This window comes from Ideonella sp. (assembly GCF_041287625.1).
In the GTDB taxonomy this organism is placed as follows: domain Bacteria; phylum Pseudomonadota; class Gammaproteobacteria; order Burkholderiales; family Burkholderiaceae_C; genus Ideonella.
On sequence record NZ_JBGGNH010000010.1, the window covers coordinates 59,179 to 78,097 of the forward strand.

Here is an 18,919-nt window from a genome sequence, read left to right on the forward strand (position 1 = left end):
CGAGTCTATGGGAAAGCAAAAAGACACGCAAGATCAAAAACTTGCATGCCATTTCTCAAGTGCCCATCGGACTCTGGATCAGCCCTGCGCAGCCACCCGATCACCACCGGTGTGCAGTTTGTTCAGGGCCGAGAGATACGCCTTGGCGGATGCCACGACGATGTCCGGATCGGCCCCGACACCATTCACCACCCGGCCGCCCAACTGCAGGCGCACCGTGACTTCGCCTTGCGATTCTGTGCTGCCGGAGGTGATGGCATTCACCGAATAAAGCAGCATTTCCGCGCCACTTTCGATCTGAGACTCGATCGCCTTCAGCGTCGCATCGACCGGGCCGTTGCCGTGGCTCTCGGCAACGACCTCTCGGTCGCCGATGGTGAACGCCACCCGCGCATGCGGCCGCTCGCCGGTTTCCGAGCGCTGGGACAGCGACAGGAAGCCGTGGTGCTCGTGGATGCTGGTGACGCTTTCGTCACCCAGCAGCGCGATGATGTCCTCGTCGAAGATTTCGCTCTTGCGGTCGGCCAGGTCCTTGAAGCGGGCGAACGCCGCATTGATTTCCGTCTCCGACTCCAGCGCCACGCCCAGTTCCTGCAGTCGCTGCTTGAAGGCATTGCGGCCGGACAGCTTGCCCAGCACGATCTTGTTGGCCGCCCAGCCCACATCCTCGGCACGCATGATCTCGTAGGTGTCACGCGCTTTCAGCACGCCATCCTGGTGGATGCCCGAGGCATGCGCAAAGGCGTTGGCGCCCACCACCGCCTTGTTCGGCTGCACGACAAAACCGGTGGTCTGGCTGACCATGCGCGAGGCCGGGACGATCTGCGTGGTGTCGATGTCCACGTCCAGGCCGAAATAGTCCCTGCGGGTGCGCACCGCCATCACCACTTCTTCCAGCGAACAGTTGCCGGCGCGCTCGCCCAGTCCGTTGATCGTGCATTCGACCTGGCGGGCCCCGCCAATCTTCACGCCGGCCAGCGAATTCGCCACCGCCATGCCCAGGTCGTTGTGGCAGTGCACCGACCAGATCGCCTTGTCCGCATTCGGAATGCGCTCGCGCAGCTGGCGGATGAAGTGGCCGTACAGCTCGGGAATCGCGTAGCCGACGGTGTCGGGCAGGTTGATCGTGGTCGCGCCCTCGGCGATCACCGCTTCGATCACGCGGCACAGGAAGTCCGGGTCGGAGCGGTAGCCATCTTCCGGCGAGAACTCGATGTCGCCGCACAGGTTGCGCGCGAAGCGCACGGCCTGCGTGGCCTGCTCCAGCACCTGCTCAGGCGTCATGCGCAGCTTCTTCTCCATGTGCAGCGCACTGGTGGCGATGAAGGTGTGGATGCGGCTGCGCGGCGCTGGCGCGACGGCCTCAGCCGCACGCGCGATGTCTCGGTCATTGGCGCGGGCCAGCCCGCAGATCACCGAGTCCTTGATGTGGCTGGCGATCGTGTGCACCGCCTCGAAGTCGCCAGGCGACGCCGCCGGGAAGCCGGCCTCGATCACGTCCACCTTCAGCCGCTCCAACTGGCGAGCGATGCGCAGCTTCTCGTCGCGCGTCATCGAAGCGCCGGGCGACTGTTCGCCGTCGCGCAGCGTGGTGTCGAAAATGATCAGTTTGTCAGTCATACAGAGATTTCCTCGACCTTCGCGGCCGTGTCACGCGACTCGCCCAGCGCGCGCTGCACGCCGCTGAGCACTGCCTTCATCGATGCGTTGACCAGGTTGGCGTCCATGCCCACGCCGAACAGCGTGCGCTCTCCCCCCACGCGCAGTTCCAGGTAGGCCACGGCGCGCGCCTCGGCACCGCCGCTCAACGCATGTTCATGGTAATCGAGCACCTCGACCGAGACGCCGGTCGCCGCCTGCACGCCGGCGACAAACGCCGCCAGCGGCCCGTTGCCGCGACCATGCACCTCGCGCGCCTGACCGCCCTGCTGCCACTGCGCGCGCACGCTGATGTCGGCGCCCTGCCCGCCCGCGCCCACTTCCTGCTCCTGGATCTCGACCCGCGCCAGCTGCGCCTGCTCGGGGCGGTATTCCTTGGCGAACAGTGCCCACAGGTCGTCGGAGCCGAGTTCCTTGCCATCGGTGTCCATCACCGCCTGCACCACCTGGCTGAACTCGATCTGCAGCCGGCGCGGCAACTCAAGCCCGTAGTCGGACTCCAGCAAATAGGCAATGCCGCCCTTGCCGGACTGGCTGTTGACGCGGATCACCGCTTCGTAGCTGCGGCCCAGGTCCTTCGGATCCACCGGCAGGTACGGCATGTCCCAGATCTCGCCCTCGCTGCGGGCGGCGAACGCCTTCTTGATCGCGTCCTGGTGCGAGCCGGAGAACGAGGTGTAGACCAGGTCGCCCACGTACGGATGGCGCGGATGCACCGGCAACTGGTTGCAATGCTCGACCGTCCGGCGGATCGCGTCGATGTCCGAGAAATCCAGCTCGGGCGACACCCCCTGGGTGTAGAGATTCAGCGCGACATTGACCAGGTCCAGGTTGCCGGTGCGCTCGCCGTTGCCGAATAAACAGCCTTCGAGACGGTCGGCACCGGCCATCAGCGCCAACTCGGCCGCTGCGGTGCCGGTGCCGCGGTCATTGTGCGGATGGACCGACAGCACGATCGCATCGCGCCGTTCGAGGTGGCGGTGCATCCACTCGATCATGTCGGCGAAGTGGTTCGGCGACGAGCATTCCACCGTGGACGGCAGGTTGACGATGCACTTGTGTGCCAGCGTCGGCGCCCAGGCGGCGGTCACGGCGTCGACGATGCGCTTGCTGAAATTGAGGTCGGTGTTCGAGAACATCTCCGGCGAATATTCGAAGGTCCATTCGGTGCCGGGTTGCTTCGCAGCCATGTCGCGGATCATCGCTGTGTGGGTGACGGCCAGGTCCACCACGCCATCGTCGTCCAGCCCCAGCACCACGCGGCGCATCACCGGTGCCACGGCGTTGTAGAGGTGCACCACGACCTTCTTCGCACCGACCAACGATTCGAAGGTGCGCGAGATCAGGTGATCGCGTGCCTGCGTCAGCACCTGGATCGTCACATCGTCCGGCACCAGGTTCTGCGTGATCAGCAGGCGCACAAAGTCGAAGTCCGCCTGCGAAGCCGAGGGAAAACCGACTTCGATCTGCTTGAAGCCGATCTGCACCAGGGTCTGGAACATGCGCAGCTTGCGCGCCGGGTCCATCGGCTCGATCAGCGCCTGGTTGCCGTCCCGCAGGTCCACGCTGCACCATTGGGGCGCCTGCGTCAGCCGGGCATCGGGCCAGCGGCGGTCAGGCAAGGCAATGGGGGTGAAAGCGCGGTACTTCTGCTGCGGGTGCTTGAGCATCATGGGGGCATCCAGGGAGGTGGGCGCAACCAGCAGCACAGAAAACAAGAACGGCCCGCTGCGGTTGCAATCGGGCCGTTGAGGTCAGGCGAAACGTGGACGTGACTGACTAGCGAACCCGGAATTCCTCTAGGGCTAGTAGCAGTTGGCAAACAGCCAGCTGGGCAGTGACGTACGCGAAACGCATGGGAACGGAATCTAACAGGTTTTGCTAATGGTGCAAACCGCGTTCATCGGGCTCGTCGGTGCTGGTGGAGATGACGCTCGCCGGCCGGCCCTTGGCCTTGCGCCACGCGTAGATCACATAGCCGGACAGTCCGTAGACGCAGAACACGCCGAAGAGCACACGCGCGGGATCGAGTGCCGCCACCCCGATCGCGAGCATGATCGCGACCAGCACGATGAAGGGTACCGATCGACGCCGGTCGAAAACCTTGAAGCTGTAAAAAGGCGCGTTGGTGACCATCGACAGCCCGGCAAACAGCGTGATGCCATAAGCCGCCCAAGCCACCCAGCTGCCGGCCGGGACGCGAGCGCTTTCTGCGCCGTCCACCACACTCCAGATGAGGCCGATCACCAGCGCCGCTGCAGCCGGACTGGGCAGCCCCTGGAAGAAGCGCTTGTCGACCACGCCGATGTTGACGTTGAAACGCGCCAGGCGCAGGGCAGCGCCAGCGATGTAGACAAAAGCCGGGATCCAGCCAGGCTTGCCCAGGTCCTTCAGGGCCCACATGTAGACGATCAGGGCCGGCGCGGCACCAAAAGCCACCATGTCAGACAGGCTGTCCATCTGCTCGCCAAAGGCAGACTGCGTATTCGTCATGCGCGCGACGCGGCCATCGAGGCTGTCGAGGATGGCGGCCGCGAAGATCGCGACGCAGGCGAGTTCGAAACGGCCGGCCATCGCCATGACGATGGCGTAGAAAGCAGAGAACAGCGCCCCGAGGGTGATGGCATTGGGCAGGGCATAAATGCCCTTGCGACGAGGGCGGACGTTCAAGCCGTGCTCGTCGTCCTCAAGAGTTTCTGGCGTCATGGGCGGCAGGATAGCGCAGGCAAAAAGAAAGGCCGCATCCGACGAGGATGCGGCCTTCAGCGGCAGGCTGTCTTGCAGAATCAGTTGCGCGACTTGTCGACCAGCTTGTTGGCCTTGATCCAGGGCATCATCGCGCGCAGCTTGTCGCCGACAACTTCGATCTGGTGCTCCTCGGTCAGGCGGCGGCGCGAGATCAGCGTCGGCGCGCCGGCCTTGTTTTCCAGGATGAAGCTCTTGGCATATTCGCCGGTCTGGATGTCCTTCAGGACCTGCTTCATGGCCTTCTTGGTGTCGTCGGTGACGATCTTCGGCCCGGTGACGTACTCGCCGTACTCGGCATTGTTCGAAATCGAGTAGTTCATGTTGGCGATCCCGCCTTCATAGATCAGGTCGACGATCAGCTTCAGCTCGTGCAGGCACTCGAAATAGGCCATTTCCGGCGCGTAGCCGGCTTCCGTCAGCGTTTCGAAACCCGCCTTGATCAGCTCGACAGCGCCGCCGCACAACACGGCTTGCTCGCCGAACAGGTCGGTCTCGGTTTCTTCGCGGAAGTTGGTCTCGATGATGCCGGCCTTGCCACCGCCGTTGGCCGCGGCATAGCTCAGCGCCAGATCACGCGCCTTGCCGGACTTGTCGGCGTAGATCGCGATCAGGTGCGGCACGCCGCCACCTTGCACATAGGTGCCGCGCACCGTGTGGCCCGGGGCCTTCGGGGCGACCATCCAGACGTCTAGGTCGGCGCGCGGCACGACCTGGCCGTAGTGCACGTTGAAGCCGTGCGCAAAGACCAGCGAAGCGCCTTCGCGGATGTTCGGCTCGACGTCCTTCTTGTAGACCTCGGCGATCTGCTCGTCCGGCAGCAGGATCATGACCACGTCGGCGCCCTTGACCGCGTCAGCGACCTCGGCGACCTTCAGGCCGGCCTTCTCGACCTTGGACCACGACGCGCCACCGCGGCGCAGGCCGACGGTGATCTTGCAGCCGCTGTCGTTCAGGTTCTGGGCGTGTGCATGGCCTTGCGAGCCGTAGCCGATGATCGCGACGTTCTTGCCCTTGATCAGCGAGATGTCGGCGTCCTTGTCGTAATAAACCTTCATGGTCTTCTCCAGAAAAATTCGGTTGTGATCGGGGGCTTTTCCAAGCGGCTGCCGCGGAACTGGCTTCGCCAGGCCGCCAGCAGCGCCCCCTTGAGGGGAGCGCCAAAGGCGCTCGGGGTGGGATTTCTAAACTCTGAGGATGCGCTCGCCGCGGCCAATGCCGCTGGAGCCGGTGCGCACGGTTTCGAGAATGGCGGTGCGGTCGAGGCCTTCGATGAAGGCGTCCAGCTTGCCGGCGTCGCCGGTCAGCTCGATGGTGTAGCTCTTCTCGGTCACGTCGATGATGCGGCCACGGAAAATGTCGGCCATGCGCTTCATCTCCTCGCGCTCCTTGCCGACGGCGCGCACCTTGATCAGCATCAGCTCGCGTTCTGTGTATTGGCCTTCGGTCAGGTCCACCACCTTGACCACGTCGACCAGCCGGTTCAGGTGCTTGGTGATCTGCTCGATCACCTCGTCCGAACCGGTCGTCACGATGGTCATGCGCGACAGCGATGCATCTTCCGTCGGTGCAACCGTGAGGCTTTCGATGTTGTAGCCACGGGCGGAAAACAAGGCCACCACGCGCGACAAGGCGCCGGGCTCGTTTTCGAGCAGCACGGCGATGATGTGCTTCATTGCGGATCTCCTGACGCGCTCTTCAGCCAGCCGGCGGTAACCGGAAGGCCTTGGCCACGTCTGTCGAATCGTTGAGAAAAGGGCCCGGCGAACCTGAAGGGAACGGCCGAACCGGAGGAACCGAGATCAGTTCCGAGGCGTCACCAGCAGTCCACGGGTCGCTGCGTGTGCTGCGGTAACAGCACCCGCCCGGCCCGCCTCGGGCAGGTCACAAGTCCTCGGAGCCCAGCAGCATCTCGGAAATGCCCTTGCCCGTCTGCACCATCGGCCAGACGTTTTCGGTCGGGTCGGTGCGCACGTCCAGGAACACGGTGCGGTCCTTCAGCCGGATCAGCTCCTTCAGCGCCGGCTCGATTTCGGAAGGCTTCTCGATCTTGATGCCGACGTGGCCATAGGCCTCGGCCAGCTTCACGAAATCGGGCAGCGCATCCATGTAGCTGTGCGAGTACCGGCCTTCGTAGTCCAGTTCCTGCCACTGCCGCACCATGCCCAGGTAGCGGTTGTTCAGCGAGATCACCTTGACCGCCGTCTTGTACTGCTGGCAGGTCGAGAGTTCCTGGATGTTCATCTGGATCGAGCCTTCGCCGGTGATGCAGAACACGTCCGCATTCGGCTTCGCGAGCTTGATGCCCATCGCATACGGCAGGCCCACGCCCATCGTGCCCAGGCCACCGGAATTGATCCAGCGGCGCGGTTCGTCGAAGCGGTAGTACTGCGCGGCCCACATCTGGTGCTGGCCGACGTCGGAGGTGACGTAGCAGTCGGTGCCGCGGGTCATTTCCCACAGCGCCTCGACGACCTGCTGCGGCTTGATCACGTCCGGGCTGCGGCGGTAGGCCAGGCACTCCTTGCGGCGCCATTCATTGATCTGGCTCCACCACTGGGAGATCACCGAGGTGTCAGGCTTCTGCTGTGCCTCGCGAATCTGGGCGATCAGTTCCTGCAGCACGTCCTTCACGTCGCCGACGATGGGGATGTCGACCTTGACACGCTTGGAGATGGACGAGGGATCGATGTCGATGTGGATGATCTTGCGCTCGACCGAGGCAAAGTGCTTCGGGTTGCCGATGACCCGGTCATCGAAACGCGCCCCCACCGCCAGCAGGACGTCGCAGTTCTGCATCGTCATGTTGGCTTCGTAGGTGCCGTGCATGCCCAGCATGCCGAGGAACTTCGGGTCAGACGCCGAGGTCGCGCCCAGGCCCATCAGCGTGTTGGTGACCGGGTAGCCCAGCAGGTCGCAGAGCTGGCGCAATTCGGCCGTCGCGTCACCGAGGATCACGCCGCCACCGGTGTAGATGTAGGGCCGGCGCGCCTGCAGCAGCAGTTGCACAGCCTTGCGGATCTGGCCGCCGTGGCCCTTCTTGACCGGGTTGTAGGACCGCATTTCCACCTGCTCTGGGTAGTGGAAAGGCGCGGTCTTCAGCGACACGTCCTTCGGGATGTCCACCACGACCGGGCCAGGGCGGCCGGTGCGTGCGATGTGGAAGGCTTTTTTGAGCGTCAGCGCCAGGTCGCGCACGTCCTTCACCAGGAAGTTGTGCTTCACGATCGGGCGGGTGATGCCGACGGTGTCGCACTCCTGGAAGGCATCCAGGCCGATCGCCGGCGTGGGCACCTGCCCGGTGATGATCACCATCGGGATCGAGTCCATGTAGGCGGTGGCGATGCCGGTCACGGCATTCGTCACACCCGGACCGGAGGTCACCAGCGCCACGCCGACGTCGCCGGTGGCGCGGGCATAACCGTCTGCTGCATGCACCGCCGCCTGTTCATGGCGGACCAGCACGTGCTGAATGGTGTCTTGCTGGTACAGCGCGTCGTAGATGTACAGGACAGACCCGCCTGGGTAGCCCCACATGTACTTGACGTTCTCGGCCTGCAGGCAGCGCACGAGGATCTGCGACCCATTCAGTTCCTTGCTGGGAGCAGCAGAGGAAGGGGCAGCAAAAGAGGAGGAGGGAGAGGAAGAATTCTGGGCGCGACCCTCAGCAGGGGCGCCACGCTTGACTTCCGCGGCAGACACGTTCATTTCGAACCTCTGTGAATTTCTCTGACGAAAAACCTTCGGTGCCCCTCCTCGCATCCTCGTGAGACGGATTTGGGACCTGCGCGATCAACAATTGCTGCACCCGCGGTCGGGGCAGCCTGAGACCAAGTCGCACCAAGTGCGAAGGCGCATTATTGCATTGTTAACGCGGTGCTGACCTGGCGCCCCCAGGGAAGACAAGGTGCAGTGACATAATCCCACGTCCTCAGACGGGTGCCTCAGCACGCCCTCCGCAGCCTTGGCCTCCGACAAAGAACTCTCAGATTTCCTCAAGAGCGTCGAAAAGCGCGCCTTCAAGCGCACGGTCTATACCGTGCGAGATGAAGACGCTGCGTTGGACATCGTGCAGGACGCCATGATCCGGTTGGCCGAGAAGTACGCCGACCGTCCTCCCGCCGAATTGCCGCTGGTGTTCCAGCGCATCCTGTCCAACGCCACGATGGACTGGTTCCGCCGCCGCAAGGTGCGCAGCGCGGTGATGACCAACCTGTCGGAGTTCGAAAGCCATGGCGAGGACGGCGATTTCGACCTGCTCGAAATGCTGGAAACCGTCGAGGGCAGCATGGGCTCGGAGAGCGCTGCTGACACCGTCGGCAGGGAACAGATCTTGCACCTGATCGAGCTGGAGGTGGCGCAGCTGCCCGGCCGTCAACGAGAGGCCTTCCTGTTGCGTTACTGGGAGGAAATGGACGTCGCGGAAACCGCGAGTGTGATGGGCTGCTCCGAAGGGAGCGTCAAGACCCACTGCTCGCGGGCCGTGCATTCACTGGCCAAATCTTTGAAAGCCAAGGGAATAACGCTGTGAAGACCCCTTCTTCCCGCCCCGCCGAACAGCTTCGCGACAGCGCTGGCATTGAAGCCCGCTTCGGGCTGCGTGTCACCGCGGCGCTCAGCGAGCGTGCGCAAAGTGCGCCGACACACGACATCGACACCCGCCTGCGTTTCGCCCGCGAGCAGGCGCTGGCGCGCGCCATGGCCGGCCGCAAGGCGCAGACGCAAGCCGCCAGCGCCACGGTGCTGGTTGGCAAATCTTCGCGTGGCGGCGCCGGGATGCTCGGCGGCCACTCGCCGTGGTTGTTCCGCTTCGCCTCCGCGCTGCCGCTGGTCTTGCTGCTGGCCGGCCTGGTCACGATCGACAGCCTGCATGACCGCGCCCAGGTTGTCGCCACGGCCGACCTGGACACCGCCTTGCTGACCGATGACCTGCCGCCCGATGCCTACAGCGATCCCGGCTTTGCCGAGTTCCTGAAGGCCAACCAGCACAACTAATCGCTGTGCGCCTGCCACCGCCTGTGCGGTGGACGCGGCCGGCCCAGCCTCGCTGCTTCCTTCCCACCACTTCCTGAACCCCGCTGAGCAGTTCAAGCCGAGATGCCCTTGACCCACCCCGCTTCCTCGACCCGGCCTTTGTGGCGCGCTGCGCTGCTGGCCGCCCTGCTGAGCCTGTCGCCATGGGTGGTGCAGGCACAGCCGGACGATGTCGGCAGCAGCGGCGGCCCGAGCTGGAACAGCTTGAGCAGCGCGCAGCGCGACGTCCTGGCGCCTTTGGGAAAGGACTGGAGCCGCATGCCGGCCGAAAACCGCGCCAAGTGGATGGAAGTGGCCTCGCGTTTTCCGAAGATGTCGCCCCAGCAGCAGGAGCGCATCCAGCAGCGCATGGGCGAGTGGTCCAGCATGAGCCCGCAGCAGCGCAGTGCGGCCCGGCAGAACTACCAGCAGTCCAAGCAGCTCTCGGCCACTGACAGGCGCGCCGACTGGGAAGCCTACCAGGCACTGCCGAGCGAAGAGCGGAAAGCGCTGGCTGCGCGTCGCGCAGCCGCCGGCAATCCGCCGCAGGCACCAACCGGCGCGCGCTCGCTGCGCATGGCCCCGATGGACGCGCAGGCGCCGAAGTCCAACATCGTCAACGCACGCCCCGACCGGCCGCTGCAACAGCCGGTCAGCCCGTCCACCGTGCAGGGCAGCGCCGGCGGCGCCACCACGTCCCTGGTCACGCGCAACCCGCCGCCGCCGGCGCACCAGCAGGTCGGCCAGCCCAAGATCAACACGCGGCCAGACCGGGTCGATCGCGCGACGCTGCTGCCCAAACGCGGGCCAGGCGGCGCCCAGCAGCGCGGCCGAAACGGCGGCAACGGCGACGGCCGCTAAACTGCGGCGACCCGCGGCCACTCCAGGCCGCCCGCCCAGCCTGCCGCCGTGACAACCGCCCAAGCCGCCTCCCCTCAGCCCGAATCCGCTCCAGCGCCTGCTGCAGCGCTGCAAACCCCTTCCGTCCTCCGCAGGCTCGCGGCGCTCACCTACGAAGGCGTGCTGCTGTTTGGCGTGGTGATGCTGGCCGGCTGGCTGTATTCGACGCTCACGCAGATGAGGGACGCGCGCATCGGGGTGACCGGGCTGCAACTGTTCCTGCTGGCCGTGCTGGCCATCTATTTCACCTGGTTCTGGTCCCATGGTGGCCAGACCGTGGCCATGCGCGCCTGGCATGTGCGGCTGGTCGACACGGCCGGCCGGCCCGTCAGCCAACTTCGCGCGCTGGCCCGCTTTGCGCTGGCCTGGCTGTGGTTCGCACCCGCACTGGCCGCGGCGCACTTTGGCGGACTGCATGGCCCGGCCATCTTCGGCGTGCTGCTGGCGGGCGTTGCCGGCTACGCCGCGCTGGCACGGCTGCACCCGCAGCGCCAGTTCTGGCACGACGCGGTCTGCAGCACACGGCTCATCACCTGGCGGCCCAAGCCGACGGGCGCCAAGGTCAAGCCAGCCCCCTCGCCCGCCGCCTGAGCCGCAGCACAGCTGCGGTACGCTTCGTCCCATGACGACCGCCATTCGCCCATTTTCCGTTTGCGTCTACTGCGGCTCGCGCCACGGCGATGACCCGGCCTTCACCGAGGCCTCTCGCACCTTGGGCCGATCGATCGCCGAGCGCGGTTGGCGGCTGGTGTATGGCGGCGGCCGGGTGGGCCTGATGGGCGAAGTGGCGGACGCCGCATTGGCGGCCGGCGGCTCGGTGCTGGGTGTCATCCCGCAGCGGCTGGAGGCGCGCGAGGTGGGCCACACGGGGCTGACCGAGCTGGTCGTCGTGCCGACCATGCATGCCCGCAAGCAGGCAATGGCGGAAGCGGCCGATGCTTTCATCGCGCTGCCCGGCGGCCTGGGTACTCTGGAAGAGTTGTTCGAGGTCTGGACCTGGCGCCACCTGGGCTACCACGACCAACCGATCGGCCTGCTGAACGTGAGCGGTTTCTACGACCTGCTGCTGGGGTTCCTGCAACAGACCGAGGCCAGCGGTTTTGTAGACGCCGGCCAGCAGGCACTGCTGCAGGTGCAGGCCGACCCGCAAGCGCTTTTGAACCGGATCGCGGCGGCCAGTGTCAACAGCACGCGGCGCGAAGACTTCAGCCGCATCTGAAAACCGCGCCGGCTGCGCGCGGCAGGTGTGGTGTCAGACCGCAGATTCGTCGGTCTCGCCGGTGCGAATGCGCACGACCTGCTCGATCGCCGTGACGAAGATCTTGCCGTCACCGATCTTGCCGGTCTTGGCCGCCTTCACGATGGCTTCAATGCTGCGATCGACATCCACATCCTTGACCACCACCTCGACCTTCACCTTCGGCAGGAAGTCGACCACGTACTCGGCACCCCGGTACAGCTCGGTGTGGCCCTTCTGGCGGCCAAAACCCTTGACTTCGGTGACGGTCAGCCCTGACACCCCCACCTCGGCCAAGGCTTCCCGAACCTCTTCGAGCTTGAACGGTTTGATGATGGCGGTGATCTGCTTCATGACCTTCTCCATGGTGCCAACGCCGAATGGCGAATGCTGGGCTTGATTTAAGCATGGAACCCCGCACGTAAGCCCGGCAGGTGACCCGCAGGGAATAGGACTTACGCCTAAGATCGCGCGCAGATGTTCCTGCTCCTCCAGCCCCAAGCCACCACGCAGCGGCGCCCGCCCGAATGAGCTCCCGGATGAATGACTACACGCTGGCGATCCACACCGATCCAGCCGAGTTTGACGCCGCCAACTGGGACGCCCTGCTCGCCCGCCAGGCCCAGCCCACACCCTTCATGCGCCATGCTTATTTGGCCGCGCTGCAGCAGTCCGGCAGCGCCACCGAGGCCAGCGGCTGGGCACCGCTGTGGCTGGGCTTGAAGCGTGGCGAGCAACTGGTTGCGGCCACCATCGCCTTCCTCAAAGGCCACTCGTATGGGGAGTACGTGTTCGACTGGGCCTGGGCCGACGCCTACCAGCGCCACGGGCTGGACTATTACCCCAAACTGCTGACCGCGGTGCCGTTCACGCCAGTGCCTGGCAGCCGCCTGCTGGCAGTGGATGCGCCGGCCCGCTCGGCGCTGCTGGCCGCGCTGCGCCAGCTCGCCCAAGCGCAGCAGCTGTCCTCCGCCCACTTGCTGTTCCTGGACGCAGACGAACAGGCCGCCGCCCGCGCCGCCGGCTGGATGCTGCGCAGCGGCGTGCAGTTCCACTGGGAAAACCGCAGCGGGCCGGATGGGCTGTTCGAAGACTTCGCCGACTTCCTCGCCAGCCTGCAGCGCGAGAAGCGCAAGAAGATCCAGCAGGAGCGCCGCCGCGTGGCCGAAGCCGGCATCTCGTTCCGCACGCTGGAAGGCGGGCAGATCACCGAAGCCGACTGGGACTTCTTCTACCGCTGTTACCAGCAGACCTATGCCGAGCACCGCTCCACGCCTTACCTGACACGCGACTTCTTCCACCGCATGGCTTCCACCATGCCAACCCACTGGCTGCTGTTCATCGCCGAGCGCGAAGGCCAGCCCATCGCCGCTTCACTGCTGGCCATCGACCGTGCCAGCCGCAGCGCCTGGGGCCGCTACTGGGGCGCCGTGGCGCATGTCCCGCAGCTGCATTTCGAGGCCTGCTACTACCAGCCGCTGCAGTGGTGCATTGCCCAGGGCTTTGCGCGCTTCGAAGGCGGCGCGCAGGGCGAACACAAGATGGCGCGCGGCCTGCTCCCGGTGGCCACGGCGTCCGCGCACTGGCTGGCGCACCCTCAATTCTCGGCGGCGGTGGAGGACTTCCTGGCGCGTGAGACCGAAGGCATGGGCGCCTACATGGACGAGCTGCGCGAGCGCGACCCGTTCAAGGCTCCTCGTCCAGCTGTTCCTGAATGATCTCGGCGCTGTCCTTGCCGGCTTGCACGCCGCGGCGCGCCTTCTGCGCCAGCAGGATGTAGGTCTCGCGCAGCCGGTCCAGCTCGGCCTCGTCCAGCTGCTCCAGGTCGATCATCGCGTTGTTGGCCTCCTTGACCGCACGGATCAGCTCGTCGAGCTTGATCTGCATCGCCTCGCCGTCGCGGTTCTGCGTGTTCTGGATCAGGAACACCATCAGGAAGGTGACGATGGTGGTGCTGGTGTTGATGATCAGCTGCCAGGTGTCGCTGTAGCCGAACATCGGCCCGCACATCGCCCACAGGACGATCACGCTGACGGCGCCGACAAAAGTCATCGGCTGGCCAGCGGCCCGCGAAGTCTTGTTGGCGAAGTGCTGGAAGACGGTCGAAAGGCTCATGGCAATGCATGCGCTGCAGGCAGCGCCCAGGTGAACGACAGGAAAGGGCCGGTTCAGCCCGCAAGTTCTGCTTGCGGCTGCGCACCGATTGTCGCGGCCGGCTCGGCCTCCGGCGGCGCGGGGGGCGGCTCGCTGCCTTGCACCACCAGGTGGATGAATTGCAGCTTGGCCACGGCCACGTGCGGCAGCACGAAGGGATAGAAGTCGTGCTGGCCCATGCTGCGCGACATCTCGTTGACCACCGCCGTCAACTCCACCCACGCATTCAGGAAGCCGAGGAAGGCCGCGGCGCCAGGATGCTCGGGCTGCCACAGCGATTCCCGGGTCCAGGGGTCGGCTTCCAGTTCGACCTCGTCGGCGTCGATGCCGAAGCTCAACGCGGTGTCTACCGTGTCTACCATGTGCAGGTAGTGGGCCCAGGTCTCGGCCCAGTCTTCCCACGGATGGGTGCTGGCATAGGCGCTGACAAAGCGCTGCGGCCAGTCCGGCGGCGGGCCTTGTTCGTAGTTGGCCTTCAGCGCAGCGGCGTAGTCCAGCCGCTCATCGCCGAACAGCGCGCGGAAGTGCGGCAGCCAGCCGGTGCCGTCCACCAGCAGGTCCCAGTAGTAGTGGCCGATCTCATGGCGGAAATGGCCCAGCAGCGTGCGGTAAGGCTCGCGCATCTCGGCGCGCACCTGCTCGCGCCGCACGTCGTCGGCCTCTTCGATGTTCAAGGTGATCACGCCGTGGTCGTGTCCTGTCATCACCGGCGGGCCGTCGGGCGCACGACCGAGGAAATCGAAGGCAATGCCGCGTTCAGGATCTTCGGTCTTGGGCACCACCCGAAGGCCCAGTGCAATCAGCTGTGACACCAGGCGCCGCTTGGCCAGTTCCACCTGCGCCCAGCGGTGCTGGTTTTCGGGCTGAGAGAGGTCGGGAATCGTGCGGTTCAGCCGGCATGCGGCACACATCATCGGCGGCGGAACCTGGGGTTCGACGTCGGCAGATTCGGCTTCAGGATGCGCGACGACGGGTAACTCGGGCGCAAGTTCCTGCGCGGCACCTGGCGACGATTCGGCGGCAGGCGAAGGCTGCATCGGCAGCAACCAGTTGCAGCCTGCCGCCGAGCGGAAGTTGGCGCAGCGCCGGTACAGCGTGGCGTGCTCGTCACCGCCAAAGCGGCGCCAGGCAATGCCGTCTTCGGTCAGCGCCAGCGGCAGCACCTGCGCACACGCCGGGTCGTAGCCCAGTGGCGTGTGGCAGTGCAGGCACTCGCTGTTGCGAAAGAAGATGGGGCGACCGCACTGGCAGCGGTAGGCACGCCGGGTGGTCGGCCGCTTGAACGGCTTCCAGGCGCTTTTCAGCCTGTCGGTCATGCTGTCGAAATGCGTGGCCATGGTGTTGCTCCTCATCAGCGGGATGCTGCCCGCTGAAGGCCACGCGGCTTGTCAGCCGCCGCCGCTTTTTGGCGGCGGCGGGCAGCGCACCGTCACTGGCCCTTGAAGTCCCCGGCCACGCCCAGCAGCAGGCGTTCGGCCTGAACATGGCGGCGCCAGGCCTCGCTGACCTGCGCAGCCGTGACGCCAGCGATCGCCTTGTCCAACGCTTCGGACTGGGCCTGGGTGCGGCCCAGGTACAGGTTGCTGGCAAGGCCGGCCGCCAGCGCGCCATCCTGGGCACGCGCCAGCCGGCGTGCGTTCAGCAAGCCTTGCTGGGCCTGGGTCACCTCGGCGGCGCTGAAGCCTTCGGCCAGTGCCCGGTCGAACTCTTCCTTGAACGCTGCCTCCACCTTGGCCCGGTTCTGCGGCGCGAAGATCGCGAAGCCATAGAAGGTCGAATTGGCGTTCAGCGGGTCCAGCGCCAAACCGCTGCCCACGCTGTAGCTCAGCCCCTGTGACTCGCGGATGTGTTTCCACAGCCGCGAATTGCCGCCCTGGCCGAAGATGAAATTGGCCACGCGCAGCGCCGCTTCATCGGCATCGCCGTCCTTGACCGGCAGCGACAGCACGGCATAGAGCGAGGCGTTCTGCTTGTCCGGCGTCTCGAAGACCAGGCGCTCGCCCTTGCGCGGCACCAGCGGGTCCGGCACGCGCTGGAAGGCCTGCTGCGCCTGCCAGCCGCCCAGCGCCTTCTCCAGCGCGGCCTTCACCGCAGCCTCGTCCATCGCACCGACCGCGGCGAACTCCGCCTTGCCCGCGCCAACGAAGCGCTGGTGGAAGGCCTTGACCTGTTCCAGCGTCAGCGCGCGCAGGTCTTCGGCCTGCTCGTCGAAGTTCTCGCTGTAGCGCACGTCGCCGCGCGGATAGGGGTTGCCGCGGCGCGCCAGCTCGGTGCTGAGGATGGCCTGCGGCTCTTTGCGCTGGGACTCCAGGCTGGCCAGGCTTTCCTGGCGCAGCTCTTCCAGCGCCGCGGCCGGGAAGGCCGGGTGGCGCAGCAGCTCACCCATCAGCGCGATCACCGCCGGCAGGTTGTCCTTGGGCGAGACGATGCGTGCCTGCAGTCGGGTTGGCCCGCCGCTGAAGACCAGCTCGGCCTTCAGCGCGGTCAGGCGGTCCTGGATCTGCTGGCGGCTCATCGTCGCGCTGCCCTTGTCCAGCAGCGCGGCCATCATCTCGGCCGCGTCGGATTGGCCCTTCAACGAGGCCTCGTCGCCCAGGTGCAGCGCCAACGTCGCATTGACCAGGTCGCCGCGCGTGCCCTTGGGCAGCAGCGCCAGCTTCAGGCCGGGGGCGATCTGGCTGTAGTGGGTGCGGGCCTCGATGTTGGCCGGCGTGGCGTCGAAAGCCTCGGCCTGCGCGACCTCGGCCACCGGGTGGTAGTCCTTGAACTGATCGGCCACCGAGACCGCTTGCGGCGCCGGTGGGCGCTGCGGATGCTCTTCGGGCAGGTAGATGCCCAGTGTGCGGTTGTCGCGCAGCAGGCGCTGGGCGCCCACGCGGTTGATGTCCGCCAGCGTCACCGCCTTGATGCGGTCGCGCTGCAGGAAGAACATGCGCCAGTCGCCCAGTGCCACGCTTTCCGACAGGGCCACGCCCACGCTCTCCGGGTTCGCGAAGCGCAGCTCCCAGCCCTTCAGCCAGCGGCCACGGGCACGCTCCAGTTCTTCGGCAGTGACAGGCTCGGCCGCGACCGACTCCAGCGTCGCCAGCAGCTTGTCGCGTGTCGGCTCCCAGGCCTGGCCCGGCGAGAGCTTGGCCTGGAACTCGATGAAGCCCGGATCGAACAGCTGGGCCATGTCGAATTCCACCGCGGCCGCCAGGCCGGTCGTCACCAGGCGCTGGTGCAGCCGGCCGCCAGGCACGTCACCCATCACCGAGCCGAGCAGCGTCATTGCGGCGCTGTCCGGGTGCGCGCCGGGCATCACCGGGTAGGCCGCATTCAGCAGCGGCGTGCCGCCCTGGCGGCGCAGCACCACGCTGCGCTCGCCTTCCTGCACCGGGTCCAAGGTGTAGAGCTTGGGCAGCACCCGCGTCGGCTTGGGCGTCTTGGCAAACGCCTGCTGCACCCAGGCCAGCGTGGCCTTGGCGTCGAACTTGCCGGCGATGATCAGCGTCGCGTTGTCCGGCTGGTAGTACTGGTGATAGAAGGCCTGCAGCCGCGGAATGTCGACGTTTTCCACGTCGGCCCTGGCGCCAATGGTGCTCTTGCCGTAGTTGTGCCACTCGTACATGGCCGACACCACCTTCTGCTCCAGGATGCTGGACGGATCGTTCTCGCTGCGCTCCATCTCGTTGCGCACCACCGTCATCTCGGTGTCCAGGTCCTTGCGGGCGATGAAGCTGTTGACCATCGCATCGGCCTGCCAGTCCAGGAACCAGCGCAGCGTGTCGTCATTGGCGGTGAAGCTGGCGAAGTAGTTGGTGCGGTCCAGCCAGGTGCTGCCATTGGCCCGCAGCCCGCGCTTGCTGAACTCGGCCCACACGGCGGGGTGCGTGGGCGTGCCCTTGAACATCAGGTGTTCCAGCAAATGCGCCATGCCGGTCTCGCCGTAATTCTCCTGGCGCGAGCCAACGTGGTAGGTCAGGTTCACCGTGGTCGTCGGCTTGGCGTCGTCGGGTGCCAGCAGCACCTGCAAGCCGTTGGGCAGGCGGAATTCGGTGATGCCTTCGACCTTGGTCACAGGGACCAGCGGCCCCGCGACCGCGGCCTTGGGGGCCGGTGCAGGCGCCGCCGCCTGCGCGCCAGCCGCAGCCAGCAAGGTGACACAGGCCCAGGCCAGGGCCGAAGGCGTGAAGGAACGCAGTGAACGCAAGGAAAGGCGACGCGACATCAACAGGGATCTCCAGATGCAGGCAGGGCGGCGCGCCGCAGGCACAAAAAAGCCGCCTCGGGGGCGGCTCTCTCTGCTGTGCCCACGCCTGCCTGCCGCGGGTGGCGGCCGGCGGGCATGCGCGCCCGAAGCGGGCAACGTTACCTCAGCCCGGTAAAGGCTTCGGCTATCAGGCCTTCTGCGCTTCGACCCATTGCTTCTGGCCGTGCACGATCTCGGCCTTGGCGGCCTCCGGGCCTTCCCAGCCCTGGATCTTGACCCACTTGTTGGGTTCCAGGTCCTTGTAGTGCTCGAAGAAATGCTGGATGGCCTTCAGGCGCATCTGGTTGATGTCCTCGGGCTTTTGCCAGTGGGTGTAGATGGGCAGCACCTTGTCGATCGGCACGGCCAGCAGCTTGGCGTCGCCGCCAGCTTCGTCTTCCATCTTCAGCACGCCGATGGGCCGGCAGGTGACGACCACGCCAGGCGTCAGCGGGTAAGGCGTGATGACCAGCACGTCCACCGGGTCGCCGTCGTCCGACAGCGTCTGCGGCACGTAGCCGTAGTTGCACGGGTAGTGCATCGCGGTGGTCATGAAGCGGTCGACGAAGATCGCGCCGGTTTCCTTGTCCACTTCGTACTTGATCGGGTCGGCATTCATCGGGATCTCGATGATCACGTTGAACTGGTCGGGCGCCTTGGCACCAGCGGTCACTTTCTGCAGGCTCATGATTTGTCTCGAAGAGTGGGGAAATTCGGGCGGTTGAAGCTGGCCCACCGCTCGGCGGGATAACCCGTATTCTAAGGAGCCGCTCTTGCCAGGCTCTGACAGCCAGGCGACAGCCGCCGCTGGGTACCACCGCAGGTAAACACCATGCCGGCCCGCCGCCCTTGCCCTTAGCATCGCCCGGCGACCCGGGAAGTGCCCCGACGCGGGCCCTGGAACCCGGGCGCAGGTCCTCAATGTTGGTGTGTGCCCCCAGGGCCGGGCTGCGCCCAGCCCGCCCCCCGCGGGGGGTCAG

17 protein-coding genes are annotated in these 18,919 nt (G+C 66.0%); 6 read left to right on the top strand and 11 right to left on the bottom strand.

Going from position 1 to position 18,919, the window contains the following annotated elements; all coding sequences use genetic code 11:
• Nucleotides 1-78: 78 nt before the first annotated feature.
• The 6 genes from ACAH41_RS02405 to ACAH41_RS02430 all read right to left on the bottom strand — a co-directional run bounded on the left by ACAH41_RS02405 (nt 79) and on the right by ACAH41_RS02430 (nt 8,112).
• Complete coding sequence (locus tag ACAH41_RS02405) at nt 79-1,620, bottom strand: 2-isopropylmalate synthase (RefSeq protein WP_370538149.1); 1,542 nt, start codon at nt 1,618-1,620, stop codon at nt 79-81.
• On the bottom strand, nt 1,617-3,329 hold the full coding sequence (leuA, locus tag ACAH41_RS02410; protein WP_325648824.1) for a 2-isopropylmalate synthase: 1,713 nt from the start codon (nt 3,327-3,329) through the stop codon (nt 1,617-1,619). Before leuA ends, ACAH41_RS02405 begins: the two co-directional genes overlap by 4 nt.
• A 211-nt stretch (nt 3,330-3,540) precedes the next feature.
• A complete protein-coding gene (gene pssA / locus ACAH41_RS02415) occupies nt 3,541-4,365 on the bottom strand; it encodes a CDP-diacylglycerol--serine O-phosphatidyltransferase (protein WP_325648821.1) in 825 nt (274 codons plus the stop codon).
• An 80-nt stretch (nt 4,366-4,445) separates the two neighbouring features.
• Complete coding sequence (gene ilvC, locus ACAH41_RS02420) at nt 4,446-5,462, bottom strand: ketol-acid reductoisomerase (protein ID WP_370538150.1); 1,017 nt, start codon at nt 5,460-5,462, stop codon at nt 4,446-4,448.
• A gap of 126 nt (nt 5,463-5,588) precedes the next feature.
• On the bottom strand, nt 5,589-6,080 hold the full coding sequence (ilvN, locus tag ACAH41_RS02425) for an acetolactate synthase small subunit (RefSeq protein WP_325649159.1): 492 nt from the start codon (nt 6,078-6,080) through the stop codon (nt 5,589-5,591).
• A 208-nt stretch (nt 6,081-6,288) separates the two neighbouring features.
• On the bottom strand, nt 6,289-8,112 hold the full coding sequence (locus tag ACAH41_RS02430) for an acetolactate synthase 3 catalytic subunit (protein WP_325649157.1): 1,824 nt from the start codon (nt 8,110-8,112) through the stop codon (nt 6,289-6,291).
• Between the two features lie 256 nt (nt 8,113-8,368).
• Between ACAH41_RS02430 and ACAH41_RS02435 the strand changes: the two genes are divergently transcribed.
• The 5 genes from ACAH41_RS02435 to ACAH41_RS02455 all read left to right on the top strand — a co-directional run bounded on the left by ACAH41_RS02435 (nt 8,369) and on the right by ACAH41_RS02455 (nt 11,536).
• Nucleotides 8,369-8,935 carry an RNA polymerase sigma factor gene (locus tag ACAH41_RS02435; RefSeq protein ID WP_325649155.1) on the top strand — a complete coding sequence of 189 codons (567 nt, stop codon included), beginning with the start codon at nt 8,369-8,371 and terminating at the stop codon, nt 8,933-8,935.
• Complete coding sequence (locus tag ACAH41_RS02440; protein WP_325649154.1) at nt 8,932-9,399, top strand: DUF3619 family protein; 468 nt, start codon at nt 8,932-8,934, stop codon at nt 9,397-9,399. Before ACAH41_RS02435 ends, ACAH41_RS02440 begins: the two co-directional genes overlap by 4 nt.
• Before the next feature lie 108 nt (nt 9,400-9,507).
• The gene (locus ACAH41_RS02445; RefSeq protein WP_370538151.1) at nt 9,508-10,278 is read left to right on the top strand and encodes a DUF3106 domain-containing protein; all 771 of its coding nucleotides are present in this window, start codon (nt 9,508-9,510) and stop codon (nt 10,276-10,278) included.
• Between the two features lie 48 nt (nt 10,279-10,326).
• Nucleotides 10,327-10,908: an RDD family protein gene (locus ACAH41_RS02450; RefSeq protein ID WP_325649151.1), complete on the top strand. Its 582-nt coding sequence runs from the start codon at nt 10,327-10,329 to the stop codon at nt 10,906-10,908.
• Between the two features lie 31 nt (nt 10,909-10,939).
• Nucleotides 10,940-11,536, top strand: a complete 597-nt coding sequence (locus ACAH41_RS02455) for a TIGR00730 family Rossman fold protein (protein WP_325649149.1) — start codon at nt 10,940-10,942, stop codon at nt 11,534-11,536.
• A 33-nt stretch (nt 11,537-11,569) separates the two neighbouring features.
• Here ACAH41_RS02455 and ACAH41_RS02460 read toward each other — a convergent pair whose 3' ends face one another.
• Nucleotides 11,570-11,908, bottom strand: coding sequence for a P-II family nitrogen regulator (locus tag ACAH41_RS02460; protein WP_141285632.1), 339 nt, complete (start codon nt 11,906-11,908; stop codon nt 11,570-11,572).
• A 185-nt stretch (nt 11,909-12,093) separates the two neighbouring features.
• On the opposite strand from ACAH41_RS02460, the gene ACAH41_RS02465 reads away from it, so the two are divergent.
• The gene (locus tag ACAH41_RS02465; RefSeq protein ID WP_325649147.1) at nt 12,094-13,272 is read left to right on the top strand and encodes a GNAT family N-acetyltransferase; all 1,179 of its coding nucleotides are present in this window, start codon (nt 12,094-12,096) and stop codon (nt 13,270-13,272) included.
• Here ACAH41_RS02465 and ACAH41_RS02470 read toward each other — a convergent pair.
• The 4 genes from ACAH41_RS02470 to ppa all read right to left on the bottom strand — a co-directional run bounded on the left by ACAH41_RS02470 (nt 13,241) and on the right by ppa (nt 18,627).
• Nucleotides 13,241-13,669: a low affinity iron permease family protein gene (locus ACAH41_RS02470; RefSeq protein ID WP_325649145.1), complete on the bottom strand. Its 429-nt coding sequence runs from the start codon at nt 13,667-13,669 to the stop codon at nt 13,241-13,243. The two genes, ACAH41_RS02465 and ACAH41_RS02470, sit on opposite strands and share 32 nt — an antisense overlap.
• A 53-nt stretch (nt 13,670-13,722) precedes the next feature.
• The gene (locus ACAH41_RS02475; protein WP_325649164.1) at nt 13,723-15,024 is read right to left on the bottom strand and encodes a putative zinc-binding metallopeptidase; all 1,302 of its coding nucleotides are present in this window, start codon (nt 15,022-15,024) and stop codon (nt 13,723-13,725) included.
• A gap of 113 nt (nt 15,025-15,137) precedes the next feature.
• On the bottom strand, nt 15,138-17,918 hold the full coding sequence (locus ACAH41_RS02480) for a pitrilysin family protein (RefSeq protein ID WP_325649143.1): 2,781 nt from the start codon (nt 17,916-17,918) through the stop codon (nt 15,138-15,140).
• A 169-nt stretch (nt 17,919-18,087) separates the two neighbouring features.
• Nucleotides 18,088-18,627 carry an inorganic diphosphatase gene (ppa, locus tag ACAH41_RS02485; protein WP_325649141.1) on the bottom strand — a complete coding sequence of 180 codons (540 nt, stop codon included), beginning with the start codon at nt 18,625-18,627 and terminating at the stop codon, nt 18,088-18,090.
• Between the last annotated feature and the right edge of the window lie 292 nt (nt 18,628-18,919).